General features: G+C 68.9%; 24 protein-coding genes and 2 pseudogenes. 13 read left to right on the top strand and 13 right to left on the bottom strand.

Features of this window, described 5'->3' with window-relative positions:
• Window positions 1-706: 706 nt before the first annotated feature.
• The 4 genes from ACFYU0_RS08880 to ACFYU0_RS08865 all read left to right on the top strand — a co-directional run bounded on the left by ACFYU0_RS08880 (window position 707) and on the right by ACFYU0_RS08865 (window position 4,653).
• Window positions 707-2,365, top strand: a complete 1,659-nt coding sequence (locus ACFYU0_RS08880) for a hypothetical protein (protein ID WP_389298881.1) — start codon at window positions 707-709, stop codon at window positions 2,363-2,365.
• Between the two features lie 34 nt (window positions 2,366-2,399).
• Window positions 2,400-3,092 carry a hypothetical protein gene (locus tag ACFYU0_RS08875; protein ID WP_389298879.1) on the top strand — a complete coding sequence of 231 codons (693 nt, stop codon included), beginning with the start codon at window positions 2,400-2,402 and terminating at the stop codon, window positions 3,090-3,092.
• 134 nt (window positions 3,093-3,226) lie between these two features.
• Window positions 3,227-3,973 (top strand): phosphotransferase family protein, encoded by a 747-nt coding sequence (locus ACFYU0_RS08870; RefSeq protein WP_389298877.1) that lies wholly within the window; start codon window positions 3,227-3,229, stop codon window positions 3,971-3,973.
• 170 nt (window positions 3,974-4,143) lie between these two features.
• Entirely contained in the window at window positions 4,144-4,653 is a 510-nt protein-coding gene (locus ACFYU0_RS08865) for an NUDIX domain-containing protein (protein WP_389298876.1), read from the top strand.
• 33 nt (window positions 4,654-4,686) lie between these two features.
• Here ACFYU0_RS08865 and ACFYU0_RS08860 read toward each other — a convergent pair whose 3' ends face one another.
• Window positions 4,687-5,055 carry a hypothetical protein gene (locus tag ACFYU0_RS08860; RefSeq protein ID WP_351673611.1) on the bottom strand — a complete coding sequence of 123 codons (369 nt, stop codon included), beginning with the start codon at window positions 5,053-5,055 and terminating at the stop codon, window positions 4,687-4,689.
• A gap of 285 nt (window positions 5,056-5,340) precedes the next feature.
• Window positions 5,341-6,234: a LysR family transcriptional regulator gene (locus tag ACFYU0_RS08855; protein WP_389298874.1), complete on the bottom strand. Its 894-nt coding sequence runs from the start codon at window positions 6,232-6,234 to the stop codon at window positions 5,341-5,343.
• Between the two features lie 96 nt (window positions 6,235-6,330).
• Here ACFYU0_RS08855 and ACFYU0_RS08850 point away from each other — a divergent pair, with 96 nt between their 5' ends.
• Complete coding sequence (locus tag ACFYU0_RS08850) at window positions 6,331-7,419, top strand: alcohol dehydrogenase catalytic domain-containing protein (RefSeq protein WP_389298872.1); 1,089 nt, start codon at window positions 6,331-6,333, stop codon at window positions 7,417-7,419.
• A gap of 82 nt (window positions 7,420-7,501) precedes the next feature.
• On the opposite strand, the gene ACFYU0_RS08845 is transcribed toward ACFYU0_RS08850, so the two are convergent.
• Complete coding sequence (locus tag ACFYU0_RS08845) at window positions 7,502-8,338, bottom strand: DUF6461 domain-containing protein (protein WP_389298871.1); 837 nt, start codon at window positions 8,336-8,338, stop codon at window positions 7,502-7,504.
• Window positions 8,339-8,512: 174 nt separating this feature from the next.
• Between ACFYU0_RS08845 and ACFYU0_RS08840 the strand changes: the two genes are divergently transcribed.
• Window positions 8,513-8,965: a VOC family protein gene (locus ACFYU0_RS08840; RefSeq protein ID WP_351673597.1), complete on the top strand. Its 453-nt coding sequence runs from the start codon at window positions 8,513-8,515 to the stop codon at window positions 8,963-8,965.
• A 118-nt stretch (window positions 8,966-9,083) separates the two neighbouring features.
• On the opposite strand, the gene ACFYU0_RS08835 is transcribed toward ACFYU0_RS08840, so the two are convergent.
• From ACFYU0_RS08835 to ACFYU0_RS08825, 3 genes are all read right to left on the bottom strand, one after another.
• Window positions 9,084-9,794 (bottom strand): DUF4232 domain-containing protein, encoded by a 711-nt coding sequence (locus tag ACFYU0_RS08835; protein WP_389298868.1) that lies wholly within the window; start codon window positions 9,792-9,794, stop codon window positions 9,084-9,086.
• A 304-nt stretch (window positions 9,795-10,098) separates the two neighbouring features.
• Window positions 10,099-11,382, bottom strand: coding sequence for a hypothetical protein (locus ACFYU0_RS08830; protein WP_389298867.1), 1,284 nt, complete (start codon window positions 11,380-11,382; stop codon window positions 10,099-10,101).
• 220 nt (window positions 11,383-11,602) lie between these two features.
• On the bottom strand, window positions 11,603-12,196 hold the full coding sequence (locus ACFYU0_RS08825) for a DUF4291 domain-containing protein (RefSeq protein ID WP_389298866.1): 594 nt from the start codon (window positions 12,194-12,196) through the stop codon (window positions 11,603-11,605).
• 147 nt (window positions 12,197-12,343) lie between these two features.
• Here ACFYU0_RS08825 and ACFYU0_RS08820 point away from each other — a divergent pair, with 147 nt between their 5' ends.
• Window positions 12,344-12,472, top strand: a complete 129-nt coding sequence (locus tag ACFYU0_RS08820; protein ID WP_389298864.1) for a hypothetical protein — start codon at window positions 12,344-12,346, stop codon at window positions 12,470-12,472.
• Window positions 12,473-12,585: 113 nt separating this feature from the next.
• Here ACFYU0_RS08820 and ACFYU0_RS08815 read toward each other — a convergent pair whose 3' ends face one another.
• Both ACFYU0_RS08815 and ACFYU0_RS08810 read right to left on the bottom strand, forming a co-directional pair.
• Entirely contained in the window at window positions 12,586-13,800 is a 1,215-nt protein-coding gene (locus ACFYU0_RS08815) for a hypothetical protein (RefSeq protein ID WP_389298862.1), read from the bottom strand.
• 629 nt (window positions 13,801-14,429) lie between these two features.
• Window positions 14,430-15,335: a LysR family transcriptional regulator gene (locus ACFYU0_RS08810; RefSeq protein WP_389298861.1), complete on the bottom strand. Its 906-nt coding sequence runs from the start codon at window positions 15,333-15,335 to the stop codon at window positions 14,430-14,432.
• Between the two features lie 139 nt (window positions 15,336-15,474).
• On the opposite strand from ACFYU0_RS08810, the gene ACFYU0_RS08805 reads away from it, so the two are divergent.
• Window positions 15,475-16,170 (top strand): type 1 glutamine amidotransferase domain-containing protein, encoded by a 696-nt coding sequence (locus ACFYU0_RS08805; RefSeq protein ID WP_389298859.1) that lies wholly within the window; start codon window positions 15,475-15,477, stop codon window positions 16,168-16,170.
• A 293-nt stretch (window positions 16,171-16,463) separates the two neighbouring features.
• Entirely contained in the window at window positions 16,464-17,999 is a 1,536-nt protein-coding gene (locus ACFYU0_RS08800) for a serine/threonine-protein kinase (protein WP_389298857.1), read from the top strand.
• Between the two features lie 107 nt (window positions 18,000-18,106).
• Here the strand turns inward: ACFYU0_RS08800 and ACFYU0_RS08795 are convergent, their stop codons facing one another.
• Window positions 18,107-18,451: a hypothetical protein gene (locus ACFYU0_RS08795; protein ID WP_389298855.1), complete on the bottom strand. Its 345-nt coding sequence runs from the start codon at window positions 18,449-18,451 to the stop codon at window positions 18,107-18,109.
• Between ACFYU0_RS08795 and ACFYU0_RS08790 the strand changes: the two are divergent.
• Window positions 18,413-18,685: pseudogene (locus ACFYU0_RS08790) on the top strand (transposase); the annotation flags it as partial. The gene ACFYU0_RS08795 and the pseudogene ACFYU0_RS08790 sit on opposite strands and share 39 nt — an antisense overlap.
• A 341-nt stretch (window positions 18,686-19,026) precedes the next feature.
• Here the strand turns inward: ACFYU0_RS08790 and ACFYU0_RS08785 are convergent.
• Window positions 19,027-19,623, bottom strand: coding sequence for a hypothetical protein (locus ACFYU0_RS08785; protein WP_389298854.1), 597 nt, complete (start codon window positions 19,621-19,623; stop codon window positions 19,027-19,029).
• Between the two features lie 209 nt (window positions 19,624-19,832).
• Window positions 19,833-20,301 (bottom strand): annotated as a pseudogene (locus ACFYU0_RS08780) (transposase); the annotation flags it as partial.
• Window positions 20,302-20,460: 159 nt separating this feature from the next.
• Here ACFYU0_RS08780 and ACFYU0_RS08775 point away from each other — a divergent pair.
• From ACFYU0_RS08775 to ACFYU0_RS08765, 3 genes are all read left to right on the top strand, one after another.
• Window positions 20,461-20,604, top strand: coding sequence for a hypothetical protein (locus tag ACFYU0_RS08775; RefSeq protein WP_389298852.1), 144 nt, complete (start codon window positions 20,461-20,463; stop codon window positions 20,602-20,604).
• A 151-nt stretch (window positions 20,605-20,755) separates the two neighbouring features.
• Window positions 20,756-21,886, top strand: a complete 1,131-nt coding sequence (locus tag ACFYU0_RS08770; RefSeq protein WP_389298850.1) for a hypothetical protein — start codon at window positions 20,756-20,758, stop codon at window positions 21,884-21,886.
• Between the two features lie 252 nt (window positions 21,887-22,138).
• Entirely contained in the window at window positions 22,139-23,137 is a 999-nt protein-coding gene (locus ACFYU0_RS08765; protein ID WP_389298848.1) for an SDR family NAD(P)-dependent oxidoreductase, read from the top strand.
• Between the two features lie 651 nt (window positions 23,138-23,788).
• Here the strand turns inward: ACFYU0_RS08765 and ACFYU0_RS08760 are convergent.
• Window positions 23,789-24,361 carry a hypothetical protein gene (locus tag ACFYU0_RS08760; RefSeq protein WP_389298846.1) on the bottom strand — a complete coding sequence of 191 codons (573 nt, stop codon included), beginning with the start codon at window positions 24,359-24,361 and terminating at the stop codon, window positions 23,789-23,791.
• 458 nt (window positions 24,362-24,819) lie between these two features.
• Window positions 24,820-25,629, bottom strand: coding sequence for a formate/nitrite transporter family protein (locus ACFYU0_RS08755; protein ID WP_351673296.1), 810 nt, complete (start codon window positions 25,627-25,629; stop codon window positions 24,820-24,822).
• Between the last annotated feature and the right edge of the window lie 461 nt (window positions 25,630-26,090).

Below are 26,090 nucleotides of genomic sequence, written 5' to 3'. Positions count from 1 at the left end.
CTCACCAAACTGACCACCATCACCAAGAAAACCGCCCACATCAACGCCCACAACGAATCCACCGCACTCAACCAGTGCTCCCCCTACGCCACCGCCCAATCCGAAACCACCCAAACCATCAACATCCACCAGTAACACCCCCACCCCCGACACCCCGCCCCCGACAACGAAAACCCAAGACACAAAACAGAGTTGACCGAGACCGGTGCCGGGGCCGGGTCAGGCCGAAGCCACGCCGGGGCAGCCCGGACCGGGATCCAGGGCCGGGGCCGGGTGAAGCCAAGGCCGGGCCGCGGCCCGGACCGGAATTCAGGGCCGACGGGCCGAAGCAAGGGCCCGGACCGAACCGACAAACACCCAACCCCGGCCCCACCCACCCCCGCCCCACACCACGCCCATGTGTCCAACCGTCAACCGCGCCCAGGAGAAGACCATGCCGGCGTCCGACGACCAGAGCCGCGCCACCCTGCAGGCCCACTCTCCACACCCCGGACAGATCCCCGGACAGGCAGCCGCCCCCCTCGCACCCGACGGTCACGCATCCGACGACTCGGCGCACTCCGCACCCTTCGCGACGGCCCATACCCCCGCACCCCTGCAGGGCGCGCCCGTGCCGCGGCCGAGCCAGGGTCTGCAGACTCTCGGTGAGTACCAGGGATCAGGCTTCACCGAACGCCGGTACATCGTCCGCCGCGGTGACGGACAGATGATTCAACTCTCCCGCCTGCTGTACCTCGTCGTCGCCAGCATCGACGGCATCCGCGACGCCGAGGCCATCTCCCACCGGGTCAGCGGCCGCTACGGCGAGGAAGTCACCACCGACAACGTCCTCCATCTCGTGGAGCACAAGCTCACCCCGCTCGGTATCACCCTCCCCCTTCACGGGCAGCCCGCTGAGATCGCCGCACCTCGCTCCGATCTGCTGCTGGCCCTGCGCGGCCACAGGACGATCTTCCACGAGAGGCACGTGGCCCGTATCGCCGCCGCCCTCGCCTGGCTGCACCGCCCTTCGGTCGTGGCACTGACGCTGGCCGGCGCCGTCGTCATGGACGTCTGGCTCTTCGCCGTCCACGGCGCCATGACCGCCGTGTTGCAGGTACTCGAACAACCCCTGTGGATGCTCATCGTCTTCCTGCTGACCGTGGCGTCCCTCCTCTTCCACGAGTTCGGCCACGCATCCGCCTGCCGCTACAGCGGAGCGGTACCGGGAAAGATCGGCTGCGGCATTTTTCTCATCTGGCCGTCCATGTACACCGACGTCACCGACGTCTATCGGGTCGGGAGAGCCGGCCGGCTGCGCACCGGACTCGGCGGCGTCTACTTCAACGTCCTTTTCATGCTGGCCCTTACCGCCGCCTATCTCCTCACCGGCCAGCCGTTCCTCCTCGCCGCCGTCTATCTCGCCCACTTCGAGGTCCTCGAACAGCTCATGCCCGCCGTCCGCCTTGACGGCTACTACATCCTCGGTGACCTCGCCGGCGTACCCGACCTCTACGGCAAGATCAAACCGATCCTGCTCAGCCTGCTCCCCGGCAGACGCCACCGCGCCGCCGCCGCACAGGTAACCGAGCTCAAACGCTCCGCACGCACCATCATCACCGCGTGGGTCCTCACCATGGTCCCGCTGCTTCTCGCCGAAGCCGCCTACGCCCTGTGGAACCTGCCCCGTCTCGTCGCCACCGCCGCCCGCGCCCTGCACCAGCAAGTCCTAGGAACCATCGCGGCGTTCACCGACGGGCACCCGGCGGCCGGGCTGGTCGGAGTCGTCGGCACCGTCATGCTGCTGTGCCCCCTGGCGGGAGGCGCCTACCTCACCGCCCGCATCACCACCCGCCTCTGGCGCGCCGCCGCCAAAGCCACCCGGGGAAAACCCCTGATGCGTCTGACGCTGGCCACCGCCACCGTCGCGGGCTGCGCCGTCCTCGCCACCGCCTGGATCCAGGGCCTCACCCCGAAGCCGCTCCCTCAAGCGGCCCCCGCCACCCCCGCTCTGCAACCCGGCACACCCACCCGCACCCCCGACGCCAGCCCCACACAATCGGCCACCGCCGGCCCCGCCAGCAGTCCTTCCCCGGCCGCCACATCCGGCCAAAGCCACTCCGTACAACTTCCCCGTCCAAGCCAGGGCGTTCAGCGCACCCCCACGGCGACACCCTCCACCACACCCCTGGCAAGCGAGGCCCCCGGCACCCGCACACCCAGCCCTACGACGTCGCCCCGCGCCACCCCCACCCGCCCACGGCCCAGCACATCACCGACTCGCACCCCCACCGAAACCCCCTCCCAGACCTCCTCACCCTCACAGCCTCCCCCCACCTCGCCCTCACCGACGGCGACCACGCCGTCGAACCGCAGCCAGTCCTGACACCACGTCACGCATCCCTTCGCAGGAGAAGACCATGCACCACCGCAAGCCCCGCACCCCCAAGAGCAGCACGACGGCCGTCCGGCTGGGCGCCGTCGTCACCGCCGGCCTCGCCATCACCGCCGCCACCACCACAGCACGCGCCACACCCAACCGCACCGGCTTCGCCCACCAGGTCGCCATCGCCGTCGACACCGCCCTCAGCCACGCCGACAGGACCCACGTGAACCAGTCCGACAGTTCCTTCGCCATCCACGAGTACGGCCCCACCATCGCCGTGACCGCCAACAACCGCGCCACCGCCGTCTCCGCCGGCTGCTCACTGAACAACCCTTGCCGCTCCGTCGCGCTCTCCTACCAGATCGTCACGACAGCCGGCCGCAACGCTCGCCTCATCAACGCCACCAACATCAGCAGGTCCGTCAATGAGCACTGCCCGGCCTGCGAGACCGTCTCCGCCGCCTACCAGTTCGTCGTGGCCACCCCCCGGCAGTTCAGCCTGAGCCGCCAGGCGCGCAGCGAACTCAACGGCATCAACCGCCAGGTCGACGCCCTCAGGGCGTCCCGCCTGCCCATCGACCAGATCACCCACCACGCCGACGAACTCGCCCGGCAGGTCAAAGCCATCCTCGACCGCGAAGCGGCACGCGCTCCCCGCACCAGCGGCACCACCGACCCGCTGGCCAACTTCGCCCCCACCGTCACCATGCACCGCCACATCCGCTGACCTGCCAAGCCCAAACCCCGGCCGGCCCGGACCTTCGACTTGCCGTCGAGGGCCGGCGCCGGCGTCGTAGAGGGTGTGCTGCACCCGGTCGACCCGGTGCCCGTCGGCGGTCATCCCCGGGATACTGGTCGGCCATGGACGAGGTCGAAGTCGTAGTCGCCCATTCCGAGCGCGCGACCCTACGCGTCGGCGACACGTTCCTGAAGGTGGACGCCGATCGGGGGCGCATCGACGTCGAGGTCGAGGCGATGGCTCTGGCGCCGGTTCCGACCCCGGAGGTGCTGTGGTGCAAACCGCCGGTACTCGCGATGGCCGCTCTCCCAGGGACGACGCTCGGGCGCCTCGGCGGCCCCTCGACCGGGTCGCCGGCGGCGTGGGCCGCGGCGGGCGCCGCCATCCGGAAGCTGCATGACGCGCCGTTGCCGGCCCGGCCCGGCAGAGCCGGCCGGAGCATCGTCGCGCTGGCGGCGGAACTCGACGACGAGTGCGAGTTGCTCGTGACGAACGGCGTCCTGCCCGCCGACCTGGTCACGCGCAACCGCCAGGTCGCCGAGGCCGCGCTCCGGCCCTGGACTCCGGCGTTCACGCACGGCGACCTGCAGATCGACCACGTCTTCGTCGACGGCGACGAGGTCACCGGCATCATCGACTGGTCCGAGGCGGGCCGGGGCGACCCCCTGTACGACCTCGCCACCTTCACGCTCGGGCACGAGGAGCACCTCGACGACGTCATCGCCGGGTACGGCGTCGACGTCGACCTCGAGGTGATCCACGCGTGGTGGTCGCTGCGAAGCCTGCTGATCGTTCGCTGGCTGACCGAGCACGGCTTCGACCCCTTCGCGCCGGGCTGTGAGGTCGACGTGCTGAGAGCCCGGATGTGAGGCCGCGCGGGCCCGCCGCCCAAGCCGTCTGACCCGCAGCATCGATCATGGGCCGGATGATCTCGGCAGGTCGCATCCAGTCGCGAAGATGTCTCTGTGTTTGTCGTGAGCGACTTGTGATGGCTGCGCCGTGAGGGCTGCTGTCAGTGGGCTCTGCGATCGTGTGCACCGTGGACGAAGTCGTGGAACGCGTTGACGCACAGGACCGCGCGCTGGGGCCGGTGAGCCGGAGGGACGCCGTCCGAAAGGGCTGGCTGCACCGGATCGCCGTGGCCGTGTGTCACGACCGGCAGGGTCGGATCCTCGTCCATCGGCGTGCTGATCAGGTGTCCAGATTCCCTGGGTGCTACGAGGTCGGAATCGGCGGGGCTTTGGGAGTCGGGGAGTCTTATGAGCAGGCAGCCACCCGTGAACTGAAGGAGGAGCTGGGGGTGTCGGTGGCAGTGCGCTACCGGTTCAAGTTCCTCAACCGAAGCGGTCTGAGCCCTCACTGGCTCGGGGTGTGCGATGCCGTCGTTCCGCGGGCTGTCATGCCGAACTCGGGCGAAGTCGCCTGGCACGGCTGGCTGAACGAGTCCGACCTGCCGCGGATCCTCCAGGAGTGGACCTTCACTCCCGACAGTCCGGAGATACTGCATCGGTATCTCGGTGATCGCCCCGATGGGACCTCTGTGCGGTGACCGTGCTCCGGAGCTGGCGGTCTCGTGATCCGGCTAAGCGTCGAGGTAGCGGTAGTCCCCATCGGGAGGGCCCATCACCAATCCGCCGTTCTGGACCCTCCACTCGCTCATGCCGTCGACGTCGTGGCTGACCAGAAACAGGCCCCGGGGCCTCTCGTCGTACTCCTCGTCCTGGTAGGAGGCCGGTATTCGGGCTATCTGACGCAACCTCTCCTCGAACCAGTCGAGGGACACGGCGCGGATGTCGCCCCCGTAGAAGGCCCACCTGACGTTGTTGTACTGCCGAGCGGGGAAGGCCCAGCCACCGCTGTAGGTGCGCTCCGGATCGTCCGCTTCCACGATCTCCTTGATCTGGGCCAGCTGTCCGTCGTCACACTGCAGCCAGCCCCTGACCGAGACCATGGTTCCCACGGCGGTTGCCCCTCGTGCGTGTGGTGCGCTGCCCCGGCGCACCGTTCCTGTGCGCTTGCACGCTAGGTGTGAACTGCTCGGTCAGGCAAAGAATTTGGCAGGTGGGTCAGCCGCCTCGGGCGGGCGGGTGGCAGGAGGGCGCCATCTCCATACGGTCGGAGGGCCCTCACGAGTGGAGTGTCAGGGGGCACCGCGTCGGCAGAAGGATCGGGCGTCATCTCACGCTGTGGCCTCCGTTGGCTCCTGCACCGAAACCGACGGCCTCGGTGGCGCGGATCAGGTGGTCGAGGCTATCGCTCGGGTGACGGCCGTGATCGCCGAGGTGGGGCGCCCCGGGAGTCGGGCCACGAGGACCCGGCGGATCTCGGGCGGTGCCCCTTCGACGTGCAGCAGGCTCACCCCGGGCGGCAGCACGGGCGAGAGTCGCGAGGGCACCGTGGTCACCCCGAAGCCGCCGGCGACCAGCTGGAGCTTCGTCAGCCAGTCGCGTGCGGTGTGGACGATGTTCGGCCGTCCGGGCAGGCCGGGCCAGACGCCGAGCAGTGGTTCGGCGTTCGACGCCGGGGTGGCGATCCACCGGGCGTCGACCAGTTCGTCGATGTGCACCGCGGTGCGGCCGGCGAACTCTCCGGTCGAGGGCACCGCCACGACCAGTTCGGCGTCCGCGACGGTCTCGACGTGCAGGCGCGGCGCCTCGCCGTCCAGCGGCCGGTGAGGCGGGCGGGACGTCAGTACGGCCAGGTCGATCGAGCCCGCGCGCAGTGCCCGGATCAGGGAGGGTGTGGTGCCCTCGGTGGTCGTGACCGTGATCTGCGGGTCGGTCGCCGCGAGGCGGGTGAGCGCGGGAGGCAGGAGGGCCGCGCCCGCGCTCAGGAACAGCCCGAGCCGCACCAGTTCGGTCCGCGGGACGGTGCCGGTGAGGTCGCGCTCGGCAGCCGTCAGGCAGTCCAGGATCGTGCGAGCGTGACGCAACAGAGTCAGACCCGCGGGGGTGAGCCGCACACCGTCGGGGCGGCGTTCGAACAGGGCGGCGCCCGCACTTCGTTCGAGGGAGGCGGCCTGGCGTGAGACCGCCGACTGGGTGTAGCCGAGCCGGGTGGCGGCTGCGGTGAAGCTGCCGGACTCGGCGATCTGCCGCAGGACCCGTAGGCCTGCGCTGGAGATGTCCATGCGCCAGAGGCATACCACAGATGCCTGATCGTCGCTTCCCGCATGCCTGTCGGGCTCCTAGTGTCGATCTCGACGAACCAACACGGAGGTCATCACGTGCGAGCAGCAGTTCTGACGGGGTTCGGCGCCCCGCTCACGGTGCGGGAGGTTCCCGCCCCGGAGGCGGGCGGCGGCGAGGTGGTGGTCGAGGTCCTCGCCGCCACCGTGGCGCCCTACGCCGCCGAGGTCTTCAGCGGCGAGCGGAAGTACCCTCTGGTCCCTCCCGTCGTGCCCGGGATCGGGGGCGTGGGACGGATCGTCCACGTGGGCCCGGACGCCACCCGGCTGCGCTCCGGCGACCTGGTGTGGTGCGACTCGACGGTGCGCTCACGGGACGACGCCCTGACGCCCGACATCACGCTCCAGGGCTGGAGCTCCCGCGGCGAGGGCGGCGCGCGCCTTGCCCGGTACCTGCACGACGGATCGTTCGCCGAGCTCATGAGGGTCCCGACGGAGAACGTCTTCCCGCTCCCCACAGCGGCCGGGGACGACCCGGCCCGTTGGGCCGCGCTCGGCGTGCACGTCATCCCTTACGGCGGGCTGCTGGCCGGCGGGCTCGCAGCCGGTGAGACGCTGCTCGTCAGCGGGGCCACCGGCAACCTCGGCAGCAGCGCGGTCGCGGTGGCGATCGCCATGGGGGCGGGCCGCGTGGTCGCCCCGGGCCGCAACCAGGCCGCGCTCGACCTCCTCGCCGACCGGTTCGGACCGCTCGTGCGCCCGGTCACGCTCACCGGGGACGAGGCCGGCGATCGCGCGGCCATGTGCGCGGCGGCCGACGGTCCGATCGACATGGTGATCGACCTGCTGCCGCCGAGCGCACCCAGCTCGGCGGCGCGTACGGCAGCCATGACCGTGCGCGAGCAAGGCCGCGTCGTCCTCATGGGCGGCGTCGGCATGCTCGGTGGTGACGACCTCGCGCTCCCCTACCCATGGATCATGCGCAACTCGATCACCGTGCGCGGCCAGTGGATGTACCCGCGCACAGCGAACGTCGGCATCATCCGGCTCCTCACCTCGGGCACCCTGGACCTCGCCCCCGAACGAGTCCGGTCGTTCGGCCTGGACGCGGTCAACGACGCGGTCTCGTACGCGGCCTCACATGGCGGCCCGTTCGACCGCACAGCCCTCATCCCGGCGGCTCGCTGAGGCGCTATGGCCAGTCATCTCCCGCGGAGCGCCCCGAGAATCGAGAGCCTGGGCAAGCCGGCGCCCGCCACGCGCACGTTCGCTACTCACCCGTCTCATGCTCCGAACGGTCCTGAGTGAGAGGCTCGTTGTACGTGATCACCACCGGCGCGTTCGCCTCCGCCCGTGCGCGGTCGGTAGCCGCTGCTACCTCCTCGTAGGTCCATTCCTTGTACAGCCGCTCTCCGTTCGCATCGGTGATGTCGATGACCAGGCCGGTCCACTCCTCGGCAGGTTGTTCGGGGACGAGCCCCAGTTCGTACGTGGCATTCTGAAGGAGGGATTCGGTAACGCGTATGCCGGTGAGCCTCTCGGTCAGAGCGAGGACCGCCGCCTTCCCGTCGACGCCCGGGGCGTTCTCGTCGTGCTCCCCCTCGGGGGTCAACGGAAAGCCGACTTGCCGCAACAGGGCGATCAGTTCATCGGGGCTGCTGCCATCGCGCGCCGAGGGGCCCTCGAACGTCGTACGGAGTTCGCCGTCCTCGAACCAGTGGAAGAGGTGGATGGGTTTGCCGCCGTTGCTCGAGTGCGCCACGACCCGGCCGCCCACCGATAGCGTGTCCGCACACGGCAGCCCGAGGCCGCCGTCGAAGCCGAGGACGACTGTCCAGTCGCCGCTCTCGCCCGGGGCTTCGAAGGCGCCCGCGACGTAGGAATCGTCCCAGTAGTCGTGATCCACGTCGCCACGGTGAGCGTCGTCGGCGTTGATCAGCCCGGCCGTGCCTTCCCCGGTGCCGCGCGGTTCCGCCTCCATCGCGCGCAGCACCTCCTGGGGGCTCCTCCCCCGTATCAGTGTCAGGGTGTATCCGCTTTTCATCATGTGGCGGAAGAGTGGCGAGGTGCGGATCCAGGCGTAGTCGTGTGCGGTAACCGAGTTCATACGGCGCAGTGTGCCGGACGCCCCTGACAGTGCACCTGGCAGGAGTTTCCCCGCAGCAGAACTGACTGACCGCTGCAGCCGACGCGGCGAGCTCTCAGGCCGTGTTCATCCGTATCTCAGGACGCCCGTCGGTCCACTATGTGTGGAAACACCCCATTCATCTGGAGGCCTTGCATGCACCGTGAGGGTTTTCCTGCCCCGGATTCCGGGCTTCTCCTCACTCACTTCCTGACGGTGGCCGACGTGGACCGGTCTCGCGCCTTCTACACCGACGTGCTCGGCGGGGAGGTGGTGCTCGAGGAGAACCCCTGCACCATCAAGCTCGCCAACGGATGGATCATCATGAATCCGGGCGGCGGCCCCACCCCGGACAAGCCGGACGTCACCCTGCGGCCGCCCTCCGACCCGAGCACGGTCAGCAGCTTCCTCAACCTCCGCGTAGCCGACATCGAGGCATGTCACCGAGAGTGGAGCGCGAAGGGGGCCGAATTCCTCACGCCGCCCATCGATCGCAAGGCCGAAGTGCGGTGCTACCTGCGCGACCCGGACGGCTACCTCATCGAAGTGGGGCAGGCCACCGGCATGCTGCGGGGCGTCTACGCGGACCCGCCGGCCGGTAGAGGCTAGGGCCTCGTCGTCGGACGGACCCTGCCGCGCGCGGGAACGGAGCGGGACTGGCCGCTGTCTCCTGGGAGGCGGCGGTCAGCCGCGCGCCGCCCCGCGCCGTTGGTGCTCGGAGGTATGGTCAGCCGCCCTGGCCGGCGCTGCCCACCGGGCCGACCGTCACCTGGGAGGCGGTGCCGTCCGTGACGGGCAGCGTGGCGGCGCCGGGCCACTTGAGGGTGACCGTACGGGTCTCGTTGGGCGGCGTCACCTGCAGCCCCGTGACGCGGACGCCGGAGCCGCCCGAGTCGTTGGACGGGTAGTGGATGCCGAAGGCGATCGACTGCCCGTTCCTGAGGACCGACGAGGTGGCCTTCTCGCCCGTGCGCTTCGCGGACAGCGAGCCCTCCCTGAGCTTCAGGTCGACTCCCGCGTACCCCGAGATCGTGCAGTCCCGGCCACCGTGGTTCTTCATCGTCACGGCGACGGTGCGGTCGGGATCGCCGTCGATGGTGCTGTCCACCGCCGTGATCTCCAGCTCGTCGGTACGGCACCTGGCGGCCTTGCCGGTCCTGTCCGCCGCGCCGGATCCGCCGCCCGCGGCCGCGCCCTGCGCGGAGGAGCCCTTGCCCGCTGAGCTGTTTCCGGCGGAGCCCGTGCCGTCGGAACCCTGCGCGCCGCCGCTCTGACCGGAGCCGCTGCCCGCGCCCTTACCACTGTCCGAAGAAGAAGCGGTGGACGCGGCCGACGGTTCGTTCCGTCCCGTCGTGCCGCCGTCGCCTTCCTGGCAGGCGGTGAGCGAAAGGCTCGTGGCGACTGCCAGAGCGGCGAGGGTGAGCTTGTGAACGCGCATCGTCTGTTCCTCGGATCGGTTGTGGGCACCGGCCGCTCGGTACCGTCCTGCACATCTCCGTACGCGTTGGTGTCAGTCGGTACCGGCGAGCGTTTCTGACCAACAGGAGGGGTCGGGCACGGCGAGCCGTTCCCCCGGCCGACCGCTGGGTACATGCCTGTTACACGCGCGCCGTGGCATCGCATGCCACCACCGGCCACGCCCCTCCCCCGCCTGTCGGGGACCGGCGCCCGCTGGGACAGAACCGGGACGTTCGTGCCTTGGGCCGGCCGCACTGATGTCCCGGCCCCCGGCGGACGTTGGGTCAGTGAGTCTCCTGCAGGTGGCTCAGAGCCTGCCGGAAGTCGTCGAGGGCGGCCCCGAACTCGTGGGCTGCCGCATGGAAGGTCGATCGGTCGATCAGCGCTCTGGCCAACGCTCGCGCTCCGTCCGCCGGAGCGTGCTGAAACAGGCGACGGGCCAGACCCACTCCGTCGTCGAACAGGGGGCGCACTCGCTCTGCGAACTGATGGGTGCGGTGCTCCCAGTGCACGGCGGAGCGGATGGTGAAGGCCCTCTGCAGCCGGACCAGTTCGGCCAAATCCTCGTCCGGGTTCTCCATGGCTCGCACCGCAAGGGAGTCCACCGCTTCCCGGAGAGCGTGACGGCCGTCGACGTAACGTCGCCTGGCATCGGGCGACCAGGGCATGGGTGCCGCCCCTGAGTCGAGACGCGGTTCACCGGGCGCGGGCCGATCGCTCTCCGTGCCGGAGAAGGACAACAGCACCGCCCAGAAGGACGACTGATAGCCACTCCAGACCTTCCGCTCACCGGTGTCGGCCAACTCCGTCAGCAAGGCGAGTGCCTCCTGCCGGACGAGGGTCGCCTGTGCGCCTCGGCCATAGGTGTCCAGCATCAGGGCGTACCCGATGAGCGAATAGAGGTGGCAGGCCATCGGGCCGCGGTCGTGCGCCGCTTCGTCGGCTTCCAAACTGACGAGTCTCCCGAACGCGGCGAGTGCCTCGTCTGCCCGGCCGGCGTCATGGAGAGCGCCTATCCAATCCAGGAGCGACCAGGCGAGAGAACCTTGATGGGGTCCGTCGGGCAGGAGCGCCGAGACCAACTCGGTCATGGCATCGGCAGCCTCGGCGTACCGGCCTTCCTCGGCAAGGCCGGCGGCCCACTCACGTAGCCCCTTGACCACGGGATCTCCGGACAGTTCGGCTCGGGCGCGGCCGATGGCGAGCATCTCCGCACGCATGGCGAGTCCTTCGGCGCTGCGCCCCTGGATGTACAGCTCGCTTTGGCATGCGTCGAGAGCCCTGTACAGAACCTCCGCACGGGTCGGCTCGGCGGGATCGATGGACCGTGCCGCGGTCACCGCCTCCTCGTACAGCGCGAGACAGGCGGCATGCTTTGTTCCGGTGCTGGTGTCATAGCTGAGGCGGTGCAACGCCCTGACCAGGAGCGGCAGGTACGAGGCGGGACCGACCTGGGCGAGCACCCTGTAGGCGTCGACCTCCTCGCGCGCGGTGCGGCGCCCCGTCCCGAGCAACGCATTTCTGGCTCGCAGGACGTCGTCTTGGTCGATTTTCCCCGTGTGATTCATGACGGAGATTCTGAGTGTCCGGGAGAGGGCCGAACAAGGGTGGTCAGCTGTGCCGTTCCTCCTACGAAATGCCACTACGACCTGTCATGATGGGTGTGGCATCACTCTTTCTCCTTACTTTGCTCATGGCTCTGGGTTCCAGCAGTTTCCAGCTCCCTGCGGAACAACCCTCTACAGTGCGGTACCGGCACCGACGCCTCGATATCCGTGGGAGCCGCTCTCATCGGAGAAGGTGATTCAGGGTCTGGTCGTTCACAGGGTAGGGGCGTTCGCTGTGCAGGAGTTGCCGTGCGGCGTCCAGGTCTCCGTCTCGTACGTGCGCGTGGATCGTGTGGGCGAGCGGTGTGACGTCGGTGATGGAGACGGTCCACTCATCGGCGTAGAGACGCGCGGCTTCGCCTGCGAGGCCGAGTTGCAGCGACCGGTGGGCGAGCGGCTGAAGGCGCAGGTCGCGCTCGGGGTCCCATTGCACCCGGGCCGGGGCCTTCCTCAACTGGTGCTTCCATGCGGCGCGGTCGGCGTGGAGCCCGCGCTCATAGTGGGACAGGCAGGCGTTTTCCAGTGCCCACTCGAAGCCGTCACGGGAGATCTCGACGGCGAGGACGGTCTCCTGTCCTTCTTTGGTGCCCCAGCCGCAGCGGTACATCATCCATAGGAACGACGGCTTGATCCACGTCATACGGTCCCGCTTCCACACCGCCGGGAAACGACCCTCCCGGGCCGCCGGGAGGCCTATCTCCTGGGCGTAAGCCTGGTACACGGTGACCGTGGACTCTGTGTGCAGGGCTCGAATCTGGTACTTGGGTTCTGACACGGGAACCAGGGTGGGCGCACGGTTCGATACGCGCCATCCAATTACGGTGACGCGAGCCGCCGTTCCTGCAGGGTGGGTGCCAATTTCGGGCTCAGGATGCCGACACCAGGAGTCCGAAGTCCCCGCCCGGTCACTTCGATCTGCGCCATGAACCTGGCGGTGGCGGCGTGCGTACTCAACGACCTCTACCGTGAGGCCGAGGCCGGCGGGGACGAGGTCGCCGAGATCCCCCGCGCCCTGCGCCAGGGTGCCGCGGTCACCCGCTCGGCGGGCTGAGACTCACTGGCAGGGTGGCGGATGGGTTCTCCGGACTCCACGCTGCGGAGCCAGGCACGAGCGGAGGCCGGGGTCCCGTGGACGGGTGGATGCCCGCGAAGCGGCAGGGGTTTTCAGCGTCGGCCCTTGACCTCGTCGAGCGTTACTTCGACCGGGCCCGCCAGGACGTCGAGCAGGCCGTAGCGGCTCCGGACCTCGCGGTTCGTCTGCTCGGAGAAGGTGCGGTTCTCCTCGCCCACCGGCGCGATGACCGGCACAACGTCGACACCATGTACGCCGAAAGACCAGTAGGTAGTGATGCGGCGTTTGTGTCTCGTGAATTGATCAATCGCGTTGTTTTCTTGCATATTGGCCGTTTGAATAATGGTGTCGAACTTTTTCTCTTTCTGCTCCTTCTTCATCCATGGGGGTACAGCGGTGCCCCGCCAGGAGTAGCTGAAACCTGCGAATTGATCCATCCTGAGCCGGTCTTTACGCGCCAGGTTCAAGGTGGCGTAGAACGTCAGCTTGTCGAAGTCCGTGTTGCTGGGAAGCTGAACAACGGTTCGCGTGAGCAACTCGTCGTTCGCCTCGACCCAGTATCCGGGCAGCATCCACGGCTGCGCCGCCACCAGCTTGCCCGGTTGGTAGACCTCCCTGCGGGTGAGCGGGTGCTTTTCCCTGTATTGAGCCCATTGCTCGGCGTCCCGTCGCCACTTCTCCGAGGCCTGGTCCCTCGGGCTCACCGCGACGTCCTCTCCCATGGCATGGAACTCGGCGCCCAGCACGTAGAAGCCCATGTCGTTGTGATTCACGAGCTTGATGTCGACCGGCACGGAGAGCACCTTGCCGTCCGCGCTGAGCACTGCCTTGCCCGGACTGAGCTGCACGAGAGGGGTGGCCTCGCGTCGGTACGGCTGGAAAAGGTACTGGTAGCTGAAATTGGCGACCGCTACGAGCGTGGAGATAATGAGCGCCGCAGCCACCCGCTTCGGAGTGGGGACCTCATCCAGCCTTCGCCACACCAGGGCGACAGCGGACAGCGAACTTACGCTGAGTACAATGGACAGCGCTTGGTAGACGACTTTCTCGCCGTCGTTCCATGCCTGTAACGCGAGCAGGACGTTCGTCAACAGCGCCACGCCGGTGGAGATCAGCGCGACCACCCGGAAGTTGGAAGTCGGCCCGCGGAGCCAGCAGTCCACGACCGCTCCGACGCCCACGAGCATGATGAGAGCCGCCATCATGAGGGCCGCTCCGGTGACGCACCCCGCGAAAGTCAGGGCCTGGCTGAAGTCCTGGAAGCCACACCAGCCCACGGGCACCGCGGTCGCGAGCAGGACCAGCACGACCCATGCCATTTCTGTCCGCGAGCACGGGCATCTCAGGCCTCTTCGCCCCATAACGTAGGCGCCGAAGCGGGCCTCTGGGTCGGGCCCTGCGGAAGTCGTCACGTGATCACCTTCCTGGTACACACCGGAATCCGATCACCATGCTCCGAGTGACCAACGCGGTGCAGTGAGCGATCCACGCGATCACTGCGCACATTCCGCCAAGATCACTACACGCATTCCATCGGTCGGCCCACTCGTCCGGCGCGACGGCATGCGGTGTTGCCGCCTTTACCGGGTCAGCGTTCCGGGCCGCGGATGCCCTCGAGCAGGAGCATGACGTGCCTGCGCCAGTCGCCGGCGCCGGTCATGTTCGCCATGGTGCCACGGGTGATGAGCACTGAGCCTCGCCGACAAGATCTGGAAGAACAAGCGCGTCACCGAACTGGAGGACCTGATCGTCGCCCTGCTGGCCGGCGCCGACGGGCGGGCCGCCTGGGAGTGGTTCATGGAGCTGGACGAGGTGCTCACGGAGATCGGGGACGGCGCCGACCGCAGGCTGGCGTACCAGATGTCCCACTCACTCACCGGGTGACGCCCGCGCGCCCGGCCGCCCCCGGGGTTGCGAGGAACCACCCCGGCCGGGTTCACCAGGTCCGCCCCTCCCGCACCAGCAGTTCGCGGACGCGGACCACGTCCGGGTTGTCGGAGGCGCCGGGGCGCTGGACGAGGAAGCCGGTGTTGATCGGCGCGTCCTCGGGCTCCAGCAGTTCCACCAGTGCACCGGATCGCAGCGGCTCCGCGCACAGATAGCGGGGCAGAACGGAGAATCCCGCGCCCGCGACCACCGCCGCCAGCACCCCGCGCAGGTCGGGCACGGTGACGGCGGCGGTGCGAGACAGCCGCTGACCGAAGACGTGCCGCCAGTAGCGGCGGGCGATGGGCAGGTCCTCGGCGTAGGTGATCAGCGGGACCGGTTGCAGGGCGGCCGGGCCCTCGGCGGACAGCCGGCCGGCCAGCCGTTCGGCCCAGACCGGGGCGGCGACCAGCACGAACTCCTCGTCCGTGAGGGGCACGGCGTGAAGCGTTCGGCCGCGCGGGCGGGCGGTGGCGATCACCAGGTCGTGGCGGCCCGCTCGCAGCTCGTCGAGCAGGAGCTCGGTCAGGCCGGTGGCCACCCGCAGCCGTACGCCCTCCGCGATCAGCGGTGCGAGGGCGGGCAGCACCTGCGTGCACAGGAACTCGGCGGGCCCCGCGATGTGGACGGGTTCCGGGCGGGCGCCTTCCAGGGGGTCGGGGCCTGCCACTGCGGCCAGTTCGTCCAGGGGTGCGGCGACGCGGGCGGCCAGTTCGTCGGCCACCGGCGTCGGAGTGACCCCCCGCGGCAGCCGTTCGAACAGTTCCCGCCCGCTCAGCCGTTCCAGCGTGCGCATCTGTGTCGTCACCGTCGGTTGCGACAGGCCCAGCAGGCGGGCGGCGCCGGTGAAGGAGCCGGAGCGGTAGACCGCGAGGAAGGTACGCAGCAGGTTCAGGTCGAGCGAGGGGGTGTCCACACGGCCGAGTATTCCGCGCGCCCGGGCCTCAGTGACCCATAGAGGATCCAATGTCTGTCATCCAGGACTTCATTGGTTGCCTATGGGTCGGCTCGCCTACGTTTTGCCCGTAAGCCGCACTTACCGAGAGAAGACGACCATGACGAAGATTCTTTTTGTGCTGACCGGCGCCGACCGCCTGACCCTTGCCGACGGTACCCAGCACCCCACCGGCTTCTGGGCCGAGGAGGCTGTGGTCCCCTACCGCGCCCTGAAGGCCGCCGGCCACGAGATCGTCGTCGCCACGCCGGGCGGCACGCTGCCCCCGGTCGACCGGGCGAGCCTGGCCGCCGAGGTCAACGGCGGCCAGGACCGGGCCGACGACATCGCGCGCGGCCTTGAGGAGATGACCGAGCTGCGGGAGCCGGTGAAGCTGGCGGAGGTCGACCTCGACGACTTCGCCGCGGTCTTCTACCCCGGCGGGCACGGGCCGATGGAGGACCTGGCCGTGGACGAGGACTCGGGGCGGCTGCTCGTCGCGGCCCTCGACTCCGGCAAGCCGCTCGCCGTCGTCTGCCACGGTCCGGCCGCGCTGCTCGCGGCGGTGCGCGCCGACGGGGCGAACGCCTTCGCCGGGCGCCCGGTGGCCGCCTTCACCAATGAGGAGGAGACGCAGGGCGGCCTGGCCCCTCGTGTCCGGTGGCTGCTCGAGGACCGGCTGACCGAGGCGGGCGTCGACGTCCGGACGGCCGCGCCGTGGGCGCCGCACGTGGTCGTCGACCGCAATCTGATCACCGGTCAGAACCCGGCCTCCTCGGCGGGGGTGGCGCAGGAGCTGCTGAAGCGGCTGGGCTGATCCCGGGGCACCCCGGATGCGGTGACGGCCGCGCGCCGGTGAAAGGGCTCGCCCCGAACCACCCAGGAGCGCGCGGCCGAACCACCCAGGAGCGCGCGGCCGACCACACGCTTGAGCCTCGTCCGAGCGACGTCGTACAGGGAAGAGCTGAAATCGCTTCCCCCGGTGTCTCTGACATCGCGTGTGATGCACTGCGCCGAGTGCCATGATCGAGGGGCTCGGGGCGCAGAGTCACGGTGAGTCCACGATTGGGGGGCGTTGTGGAGGGCCAGCTACTAGGGGGCCGGTACCGGTTGGTCCGGCAGCTCGGCGAGGGCGGCATGGGCGAGGTGTGGGAGGCGCGGGACGAGACGCTGGACCGGCCGGTGGCCGTGAAAGTGATCTCCCTGCTCGCCGGCGGCGGAAGCCGTGGCGATGAGGCCCGCGCGCGCTTTCTGCGCGAAGCGCGGATCACGGCCCGGCTGGAGCATGCGCACATCGTGACCGTCCACGATCTGGGCGAGAGCACTACGCAGAGCGGCACGGCGCCCTTTCTGGTCATGGAGTTGGTGCGTGGCGAAGGCCTCGATGCCAAGATCCGCAAAGGGGCCGTCGATCTCGCTGAGGCGGCCCATTGGGGTGCTCAGATCTGTGACGCACTGGGTGACGCGCACGCTCACGGCATCCTGCACCGGGACATCAAACCGTCCAACATCCTTGTCACACCTGCCGGATCGGTGAAGGTGCTCGACTTCGGTGTCGCTCGCGCCGCCGACCCCTACGCGACCGCGGACCGGCTGACCCAGACCGGGTTCATCGTGGGCACGCCCCCTTACATGGCACCGGAGCAGGCGCGCGGCTACCCGGAACCGAGGAGCGATCTGTACGCCCTGGGCTGCCTGCTCTTCGAACTGGTCACCGGCAGGCTGCCGTTCCAGGCCCCGGACAGTGTCGGCTACCTGACGGCGCACTTGAGTCAGCAGCCGCCCGCGCCCAGTTCCGCGGCCGAGGGTGTGCCAGGGGCATGGGACGCTCCCTTGCTCAAGCTGTTACGCAAGGACCCCGCAGAGCGGTTCGCGGACGCCGCCGACGCCGCCCGGGCCCTGCGCAGGCTCGCGGCCGCGCCCGATCCCGTGCCGGCGGCGACCGCGCCGCTGCCGGAGCCTCTGCCGTCGCCGCCTTCGGTCGGCTCGGCTTCCGGGAAGCCTGCTGTGGCGCGCTCCTGGATCGCGGTTGCGGTCTGGTTCCTCGCCACGCTGGTGGCCGCCACGGTGACCGCGGTCAATCTCGACGGAGTCTCCGACGGTCGCGACGTAGCCAGCGGCGCCGGTGCGGTCGCCGTCGCCACTGGAGGGCTGATCGCGTGGTTCGCCGTCCGGGCACGACCCCACTGGCAGGCACACGTGGCCCTGCCGCTCCGATGCCTCCCGCCGATGCTCCTCTTCGGCGCCTACGCCGTGGTGGTCGCGGTGTCCATTGCCGACGACGCATCGCTTGGCGGGATCGACTGGAGTCGCTGGCTTCGCGTCGGCGGGATCTCCACTCTCGCGTTGGCAGGTCTCCTGGCCGTGACCGCGGCCCTCACCCCCCGGGCGAGGCGCCGGACGCGTGGAATCGGCTACAGCCTCGTCGGCGTCAACACCCTCGCGGTACTCGGCACGTTCAGGGAAGTGGTGTCGGATCATCGGTTCTGGTTCCAGTACGTCTGGTTCGTCTCACCGGAATGGGTCCCCCTCGCCGTGGGCGTGTCGGCCATCGCGCTCTACTGCACGCGCGAGATCACGACGCGCCGGGCGAGTTCGGCGTCGGTGCGTGCCCAGACCGTGGCTCACACACCGGACCGCGTCTGACCGCCGTGGAGTTTGCTGCGGCCGTGCATCGAGGACTGACGCCGCCGTTCGGTCGTCGGATGTGCCGCGTTCCTGGCCTTGCGGGTGCGATCAGCGAGGGGGCCCATCTACCGGGAGACCAGGGTGTCGAAGGCGCGGTCGCTGAGGAGGCGCCGTAGGCCGATGAGGGGGCGTGCGCCGAAGCCGGTAGCGTAGCGGGTCCTGGGCCGGCGTCCCGTGACGGCCTTGCCGATGGCGTCGGCGACGACGGTGGGCGGGGACATGCGCTTGGTCATGTTCCCGGAGCGCATGGCGGCGGCTACGGCCTCGGCCTCGTCGGAGTAGGCACCCGTGGCGGAATACTTCTCCAGCCGGTCGGCGACGATGCCGCGCCACTCGGTGCGGATGGCGCCGGACCCAGACGCCGGCCTGACGCGCTCCTCGCCGACCGCGGCTACGACCACGACAAGCACCGGCGCCTCCTCTGGCAGCGCGGCACCCGACCCGTGATCGCTGAGCGAGGCGTGCAACACGGCTCTGGCCTGGGTATTGTCCGCAGCGTGGTGGAACGCACCATCTCCTGGCTCCGTGGCTTTCGCCGCTTACGCATCCGCTGGGAACGACGCGACGACATCCTCGAGGCCTTCCTCTGCCTCGCCACCTGCCTCATCACCGCCACGTCCAACGCCTTTGTCAGGACCTTTTAGCAGCGGAAGTCTCGGTCATCGCGCAAACGAGCAGCTTGCTCTCGCAGAGAGGCCACCGTTGCAGCAGTCTCCGCCCGTAGACGAGCGGCCTGCTGACGCAGCGCTTCCAAAGACGCAACTGTCTCTTCCTCGAGCCGATCCGCAAGCGCTTCTAGCACCTCCGGCATCGGTGTCTCGGCAACCTCAGCCCCATCAGGCCGCATATTCTCGCTCCCTCCCCACTAGACGACTTCGCGGAACCATACCGTCGATCTTGCTCGCCAGGCTTGGGGAAACACTCACCGACGGACGGCATGCCTGGGGGACGACGACTAGGTCGGCGGAGTCTTAGACGTCGTTTCTTATGGCTCCGGTGAGGGTTGGGCGGCCTGGGGAAAGCCCAACTCGTCCAGCAGCGCGCTGAAGAGGTCCTCCGCCAAGGTCTCCCGCGAGCGCAGTAGCTCTTCGATCCGGGGCTGCTGCCCTGTAGCTGGGATGCCAGCCGCTGCCGCCCACACAAGAGCGCCTTCAGCGTCGGCTGGAACATTCACTTCGAGCTCCGCGCGCTTGCGCCTCACAGCCTCGTCGAACTCGGGTGTGCCCACCCAAAGGCTCACGTCGTCCAGATCCTCGGGTTCCTCGGTGAGGAGTGCCGCAGCGTTATCCAGGTTGAGCCACGCCTGCCAATGCTGCCTGTTGGTTCCCAGCCCGGTCACGAGGGCGATGTCGCTATCAGAGACGTCTGCGACGCAGGCCGGTGCGCCGGTCCATCCGACCAGGGCGGACAGGTACTCCTCTTCCCATAGTCCGTGCTCGAACTGGAGGGTCTGCCAACCGCCCGGTCGCGGCCACCACGCACGCACGGTGTCCTTCAGCTCCTGATGAATGCCGTCGAACACGGGAGCTTCCAGCAGCGGACGCTTGCTACGAGCAAAGACCAGGTGACCCGAAAATCCCACGGAACCTCCTCCTCGGAGACGCTGCGCGCACCTTATGGGTTGCCACCGACACAGCAGGCTTGAGCCGGCTCAGCTGCTGAGCCGGCGGTAGCCAATGGGGGCGGCAGCTATGCCGACGAGAGCGAGGAAGTGCTCGGCCTTGCGCTCGTAGCGGCGGTGCACTTGTGTGGCCAGGTCCGCGGTGATGCCCGCGGCCGTGTCCTGTCGCGGCCGCGCAGTTGGATGTGCTGGGCATGCACTGCGGTGAGAGCGATCGCGGCGACCGTTTCGGCGTGGCGCACGCCTCGTGCGGCGAGCCAGCGGGTCAGACGGGCCTGGCCGCAGCCGCGCAGGGCGCCGGAGGTCTGGTAGCCGGTGAGCAGGACCAGGGCGCCCTTGTGGCCGGCGTGGTCGAAGGCCGCTTCTAGGGCAGGGCTGATGCCGCTGAGCACGTCGTGGAGACGGCTGAGCAGAAGGACCCGGTCGGCGATCAAGTGGGAGCGGTGTGTCGTGAGCAGAGCCAGGTCAGCAATCTGGTTCGTGGGCACCTCGACGGGGGGCGAAGTCCCTTCTCAAACGGTCTGTCTCGGCGATGACGTAGGCGTCGCGGGCATCGGTCTTGGCCTCGCCCCGGTAGGCGCCGGCCATGCCGTTGACCGTCCGGCCTGGTACGTAGACGACTCGTTGGCCGTGGTCGGCTCATCGGCCCGGACCTGACAGGCGTGCTGGAGGAATGGCGGCGGGCAGGCTCGAAGTCGGCGGTGACCACGTAGTCGGCCGTCAGCACTTGAGGTCTTCGTGGGTGCTCCATCGAGGCGAGAAGCGGCGCCCGATCCACGGGTGGTCGGGGTCGGCGGGGTGGATGCGATCGGCCAGCTCGTGCTGCGCGGGACCGCGCAGAAGGGTGGTGCGGGCGACCATGCGCGGCTGCGGCTCGCTGTCGTAGCGGGCGAGGAGCAGCGTGGGGGCGCGCTGGCGGGTCTGGTGCGCGCCTACTGGTGAAGATTCAGTATCTCAAGCCTGCGCAATTCGCGCATGAAACAGGACATTGACCTCCGTCGGCGAATCGGCAGCGGTCATAGGCGGCAACGTTATATTCGGGACATTTTGGGCACTGGTGAGCGCCGGGGTATCCGACGAGGAGGGTCCGGTCATGCGGGAGTCGTCGCAGGGCGTTACGGTCGTGGCTCTCTTGGCGGATCCGGATGCGCCGACGGAGATCGCGCAGCATATGGCCCGGGTACTTCCTGCCCGGCTAGCCAAAAAGTCGGGGCAAGGGCGGCGGTTCGAGGTGGAGGTGGTCAGTGAGCCCTTCACCGCGGGGACCGAGGACCTGTCCACACTGACGCGCAGGATCTTGGACCGCAGGCGAGGGGAGAACTGGGACATCGTCGTGGCCCTCACCGATCTTCCGCTGCACACGCACGGACGCAAGCTCGTCGTGGATCTGAGTCATGAGCACGGCTTGGCGCTGCTGTCCCTTCCTCCGCTGGGAGGCCTGCGTCTTCAGACAAGAGCCATGCGGGCGGTGGTAGAAACCGTGCTCAGCTTGGCGAGTCCGCGAGCCACCGGGGCTGAGAAACCTCCGGAGCGTCAGCCGCTGGGGCGCTTCGTCAGTCGTCTCGCGCCGATTCACCGGGGCCCTATCGGCGAGGAGGAGACCGCTGATCTGCGGTACGTCGTCAGCGGGCCGCGCGGTTACCTGAGGGTGCTCGGCGGTATGGTCCGCGCCAACCAGCCGTGGCGCTTGGTGCCGGGGCTGACGAAAGCCCTGGCGGCCGCCCTCGCCACGGGAGCCATCGCCACCATGAACTCCACCATCTGGAGCCTGTCCGAGGCCCTGAGTACGCCACGCCTCCTGATCGCCATGGTGGGGTCTGTGACGCTCATGATCGGCTGGCTGATCGTGAACGCGCACCTGTGGCATCGATCAACAGACACCTCGCCGGAGGAGAGGAAGAGGACGAGCCTCTACAACGCCTCGACGGTCATGACCGTGGGTATCGGGGTGATCGTCTGCTACGGAGGCTTGATCGTCATCAATTTGGTGTGGGCCCTGTTCATCCTCAACGACCGCGTCTTCGCCTCCATGACACGGACCCCGCTGCATGCCGCGGAGTATTGGACTCTGTCCTGGTTCGTCGCTTCGGTCGCCACGGTGGGCGGCGCGCTGGGCTCGGGCTTCGAGAGTGACGAGGCGATCCGGGCAGCCGCCTTCTCCAAGCGCGAGCAGGAACGTCGCGACACGCTCCGCGACGACCACGGTGACCAGCCCTCGAAGTGAACCGAGTGAACCGATACCGGTGTAAATGGTTTCTGGGTGCGTGTGCCCGCATCGCCGCTCACCGCTGGCGAGCGTGTCGGCGGTACAGGCTGCACACGCCGGTCATTCCAGACCAGCCCACGCCTGTTTCGCTTGAATGACCGCCGTGCGGGTTCAGCTTTGCGAGCGTCCGCGTACCGGCGTGACGAATGCCCTCGCGGCAGCCGCGAGGGCGTGAGCCAGCGTGCGCTGAGGGTATGGAACAAACGGGGCATGCTGAGGCGCATGCACCCGGATGGCCCTGAGCGGCGCCACCCGTACGACCTCGGGCATGCCATCCGGACGGGCCATAAGCCGCCGCGGCTGGACTTCGAGCGTGCTCCAATCCCTATAGTTCCGGTCACGGACTTCCGCCCACGGGTACGCCCTGCCACCGAGGACCACGGTCGGGAACGGCGACTGTCAACGCGGCGGTGGGCGCGACCATTGACCTGCCAGGCCGGTTCTCAGGACAGAGGTAATCCGATGAAAGTGCTGGTGACCGGCGGGACGAGCGGACTCGGACTCGCCATGGCCTCCGCCCTGGCCGCGACGGGAGCCACCGTCGCGCTGACCGGACGGTCCGGCGAGCGTGCGGAGTCCGTCGCCGCGGGGCTGCCAGGGGCGACCGGCGTCGAAATGGACGTGCGGGACGAGTCGTCGGTGGCCAGGGCCGTCGACCGAGCGTGGTCGCGGCTCGGTGGCATCGACATGCTGGTGAACAACGCCGGCATCGGCATGCGCACAGTCAACCCGCGCTTCATGACACAGCCGCAGGGATTCTGGGAGGTACCGTCCGACGCTTTCCGCGCGGTGATCGACACCAACCTGACCGGCTATTTCCTGGTCGCCCGCGAGATCACGCCACGGATGCTGGCATCCGGCGGGGGCCGCATCGTCAACATCTCGATCAACCACTCGACCATGCGACGCGCCGGCTTCGTTCCCTACGGGCCGTCGCGTGCCGGCAGCGAGGCGCTGTCCCGCATCATGGCGGCCGACCTGCGGGGCACGGGCGTCACCGTCAACCTGCTGCTGCCCGGAGGCGCGACGGTCACCGGGATGCTGCCCCAGGACGTCGTCGCCCCCGAGGGCCACCGGTTCCTGAGGCCGGCGGTGATGGACCCGCCCATCGTCTGGCTGGCCTCCGACGACGCAGCCGGCGTGCATGACGAGCGCATCGTCGCCACGGAGTTCGAACAATGGCTGCGGGACTGGGAGAGCCGACAGTGAGGGCGTGAGCGTGCGGCTGGGCCTGGAGGCGTGGGTTGGCGAGCGCCGCCAAGCAGTGACTCTCAGACACGGAGCAATCACACGGGGTACTGGGGTTCTCTCATCGTCGCCCGCCATCGGCACCCGCTGAACAGGGCGGCAACCTTCACGGACGGGGTGGACATGGAGCTGCTTCAGGAGCGCGCTGATGACTGGCGGCTCTGGTCGCTGGAAGGGCAGACCTCACTCAACGAGGAGACCCTCATCGAGCTTGTGGGAGTCACTGGCCGCCCGGTCCTGGCCGGATCACCTCGCGGATCGGTTCACGGGTCGTGCCGCCCTCGCTGACGGGTCGCTCTGCGCGAGCCCATGCTGTGTGCACTTCCCATGCCCGGCGGCGGTTCACCGGACTGCAGTAGCGCGGGGGGGCCTCGGCCGCTGTAGGCGACGGGGTCGCCACACCATGCGCAGGTGCGTTCCGGAAGCTCCTCGCGGATGGGCCATGTCTCGTGCGCGTCGTGCGGTTCCGTACCGTCGCGCTCATTGGCACTGGGCTCGTTTTCGTCACCCGGTCCAGGATCGGCAGCCGAAGGGGCGGGCCCTGGCTGGAGTGGCCGGCCAGGGCCCGCGGCGCACCCGATCAACGATCAGGCGCACGCCTGCCGTTACCGCTCACACCCCCGGAGACGGCGGCTTCGCCATCACCATCCGCGCCTCTTCGAAGAAGAGGCCACGCAGCTCGTGCAACTGCTGCAGTCGCTCCACCAGCTCCATCCCTTTGTCATCCACCTCATCCGGTGTTCGCTCATCACGAGCGAACGTGACCAACTCCTTCACCACGTCGTTCAAGCCGTCCCCCATCGCCCTCGCCCTGGCCGCCGCGTCCGCCGGACCGAGCAACTGCACACTCTCCACAGCCTTCACCGCCGGCCCCGTCGCACCGAGAAGGTCCCTCACCACTGTTGCTACGTTCAGCGCCCAGCCCTGCATGCCGCGGCTTCCGCCGAGCCTGAGGTGGTCGCTCAGGTGGGTGAGGATCGGTCCAGTCTGGTTGATGGCGGTATCCCAGGCGGCGAGGAACTGGGTGTAGGTCTGTTGCCGTTGCCCGCGTATCCACTGCTGGTGTTCGACGTCGGCTTGGTCGGTGGTTTGTCGGCGGCCGACGTAGATGCCGGCGAGGATGCCTGCGATGCCGAATACACCGCCGGCAATGGCCGCGATGATGGCGGCCCATGCTTCGTTCATGCCCACATCCTGCCGTGATGGGGCGGGGGTTGGGGATCCCTAGCACCTCCGGCACTCCGCCACACCGGGCCGCGTGCGGACCCACGCCCTGACCCTCATGCTGCGGCGCGCCAGGACGACACCCCATGAGCGCGGAACACCGAAGGCGGGCCGCGCCTAGTGGGTGCGGCCCGCCTTCGGTGGAAGTTCTCAGCTTCAGCTCTGGGGCACCTGGAGTCGCTCGACGAGCCACTGGTCGACCTCGATCGCGCCCCGCACCCAGCTGACCGCGAAGGAGACGGAGTGCTCCAGGCTCACCCCCGTACCGTCCAGATGCTCCTCTCCCGGTGCGCTGCCTGGTCACGATTCACCTGCCCCGGACACAAACTGAGGGGCAGGCCCGTAGGTGAAGCGGGCTGGAGGGTCGGTGGTCAGCGGACGAGATGGAGTCGCGGGGCTTCATGCCCACTTCGCGGGCGTCAGGAGTCGGCTTTCGCCGACTCGTCGTCCGCGCTGAGCACCGGGGCACTGCGAATGAGGCGCAGTCCGGTCGTCAGCAGGAGGCCGCCGACGATGTTGCCAAGGACCGCCCAGGCCAGCCACCTCAGCCAGTCGGCGTAACCGTAAGACGTCCTGCCGGTGTGCAGGCCGGCGAACGCGATCAGGGAGTCCAGCACTGAGTGCCACAGCCCGAGCCCCGCCAAGACGAAGGCGGTGGTGATCGATGCGATGATCTTCCCGGTCATGGACTCGGTGCCGTGATGCATGCGAGTCATGAGGGTGATGACGCCGCCGCCCAGCACGGTGAGGCAGAAGGTGCCCATTGTGTAGCCTGCGTCGACGAAGTGCGCGCCCAGAGCAGCCGCGGTGCGGTGCAGGTCCGGGTAGGCCTGCATGACCAGCCACATGAAGAGCCAGCCGCCGATCAGGTTCATCACCAAGACCGTCGCCCACATGCGCACCAGATCGAGCCAGGTGGCCGCGCCGGCGATGACGGTGGCGACGGGCACCAGGAACCCTTCCGTGAAGAGCTCGCTGTGCCCGAGCAACAGAGCGATGAGCCCTACGGAGAAGGCCAGTCCGGCCAGAAGTTCGCTGCCGGTCGTGTGCCGCACGAACAGCAGCGTCATGACGCCGACACCGACGTCGATACCGCCCAGCAGCGAGGTCGCCACCAGCGACGTCCAGGTGCGGTGCAGCCGTGGCCGGCCCTCGGCCACGATGCGTTCCGCCGCTTCAGCGACTCTCTGCTCCCCGGGACCCCGCATGATCTGGTCATCCGGCTCCATGACGGTTCCTCCGGTCTCGCGTCAGCACGGAAACGTTCCCCGGCCCAGTGACGTGAACGTTCCCCGAGAGATCTTCGGTCAGCCCGCCTCCGGATTCCGTCACCCACGCCATCCGACCCTGCAGAGTTCACAGACCTGATCGAGCCGCCGACTACGGCTGCCCCCGCGCCTAGTGCCGCCCGGCAGCCACTGCGCGCCCGCCGCCGGCACGAGCAGGACCGCGCGCGAGGTCAGATCCACCCCGCGCAGCGGTGAGGATCCCGCCCGTCCGGCCGCCGCAGGCGGCGGGGCCACGCACAGCGACTGCCCCGGCACCAGACGGGCCCGCCGGAGGACCGCGCAGCGGGCACGGTGGGGTTGAGGGGCAGGAAAAGCGTGCGCAGGGCGCGTCCGGGGCGCGCAGCGGCCCGGCCCCTCACCCGGGCGTGAGCGCGCGCAGCGCGCGTTCCGCGGGTGCGCAG

This window comes from Streptomyces sp. NPDC003720, assembly GCF_042875075.1.
Lineage (GTDB): Bacteria > Actinomycetota > Actinomycetes > Streptomycetales > Streptomycetaceae > Streptomyces.
This window is presented reverse-complemented; position numbering and strand designations above follow the sequence as displayed.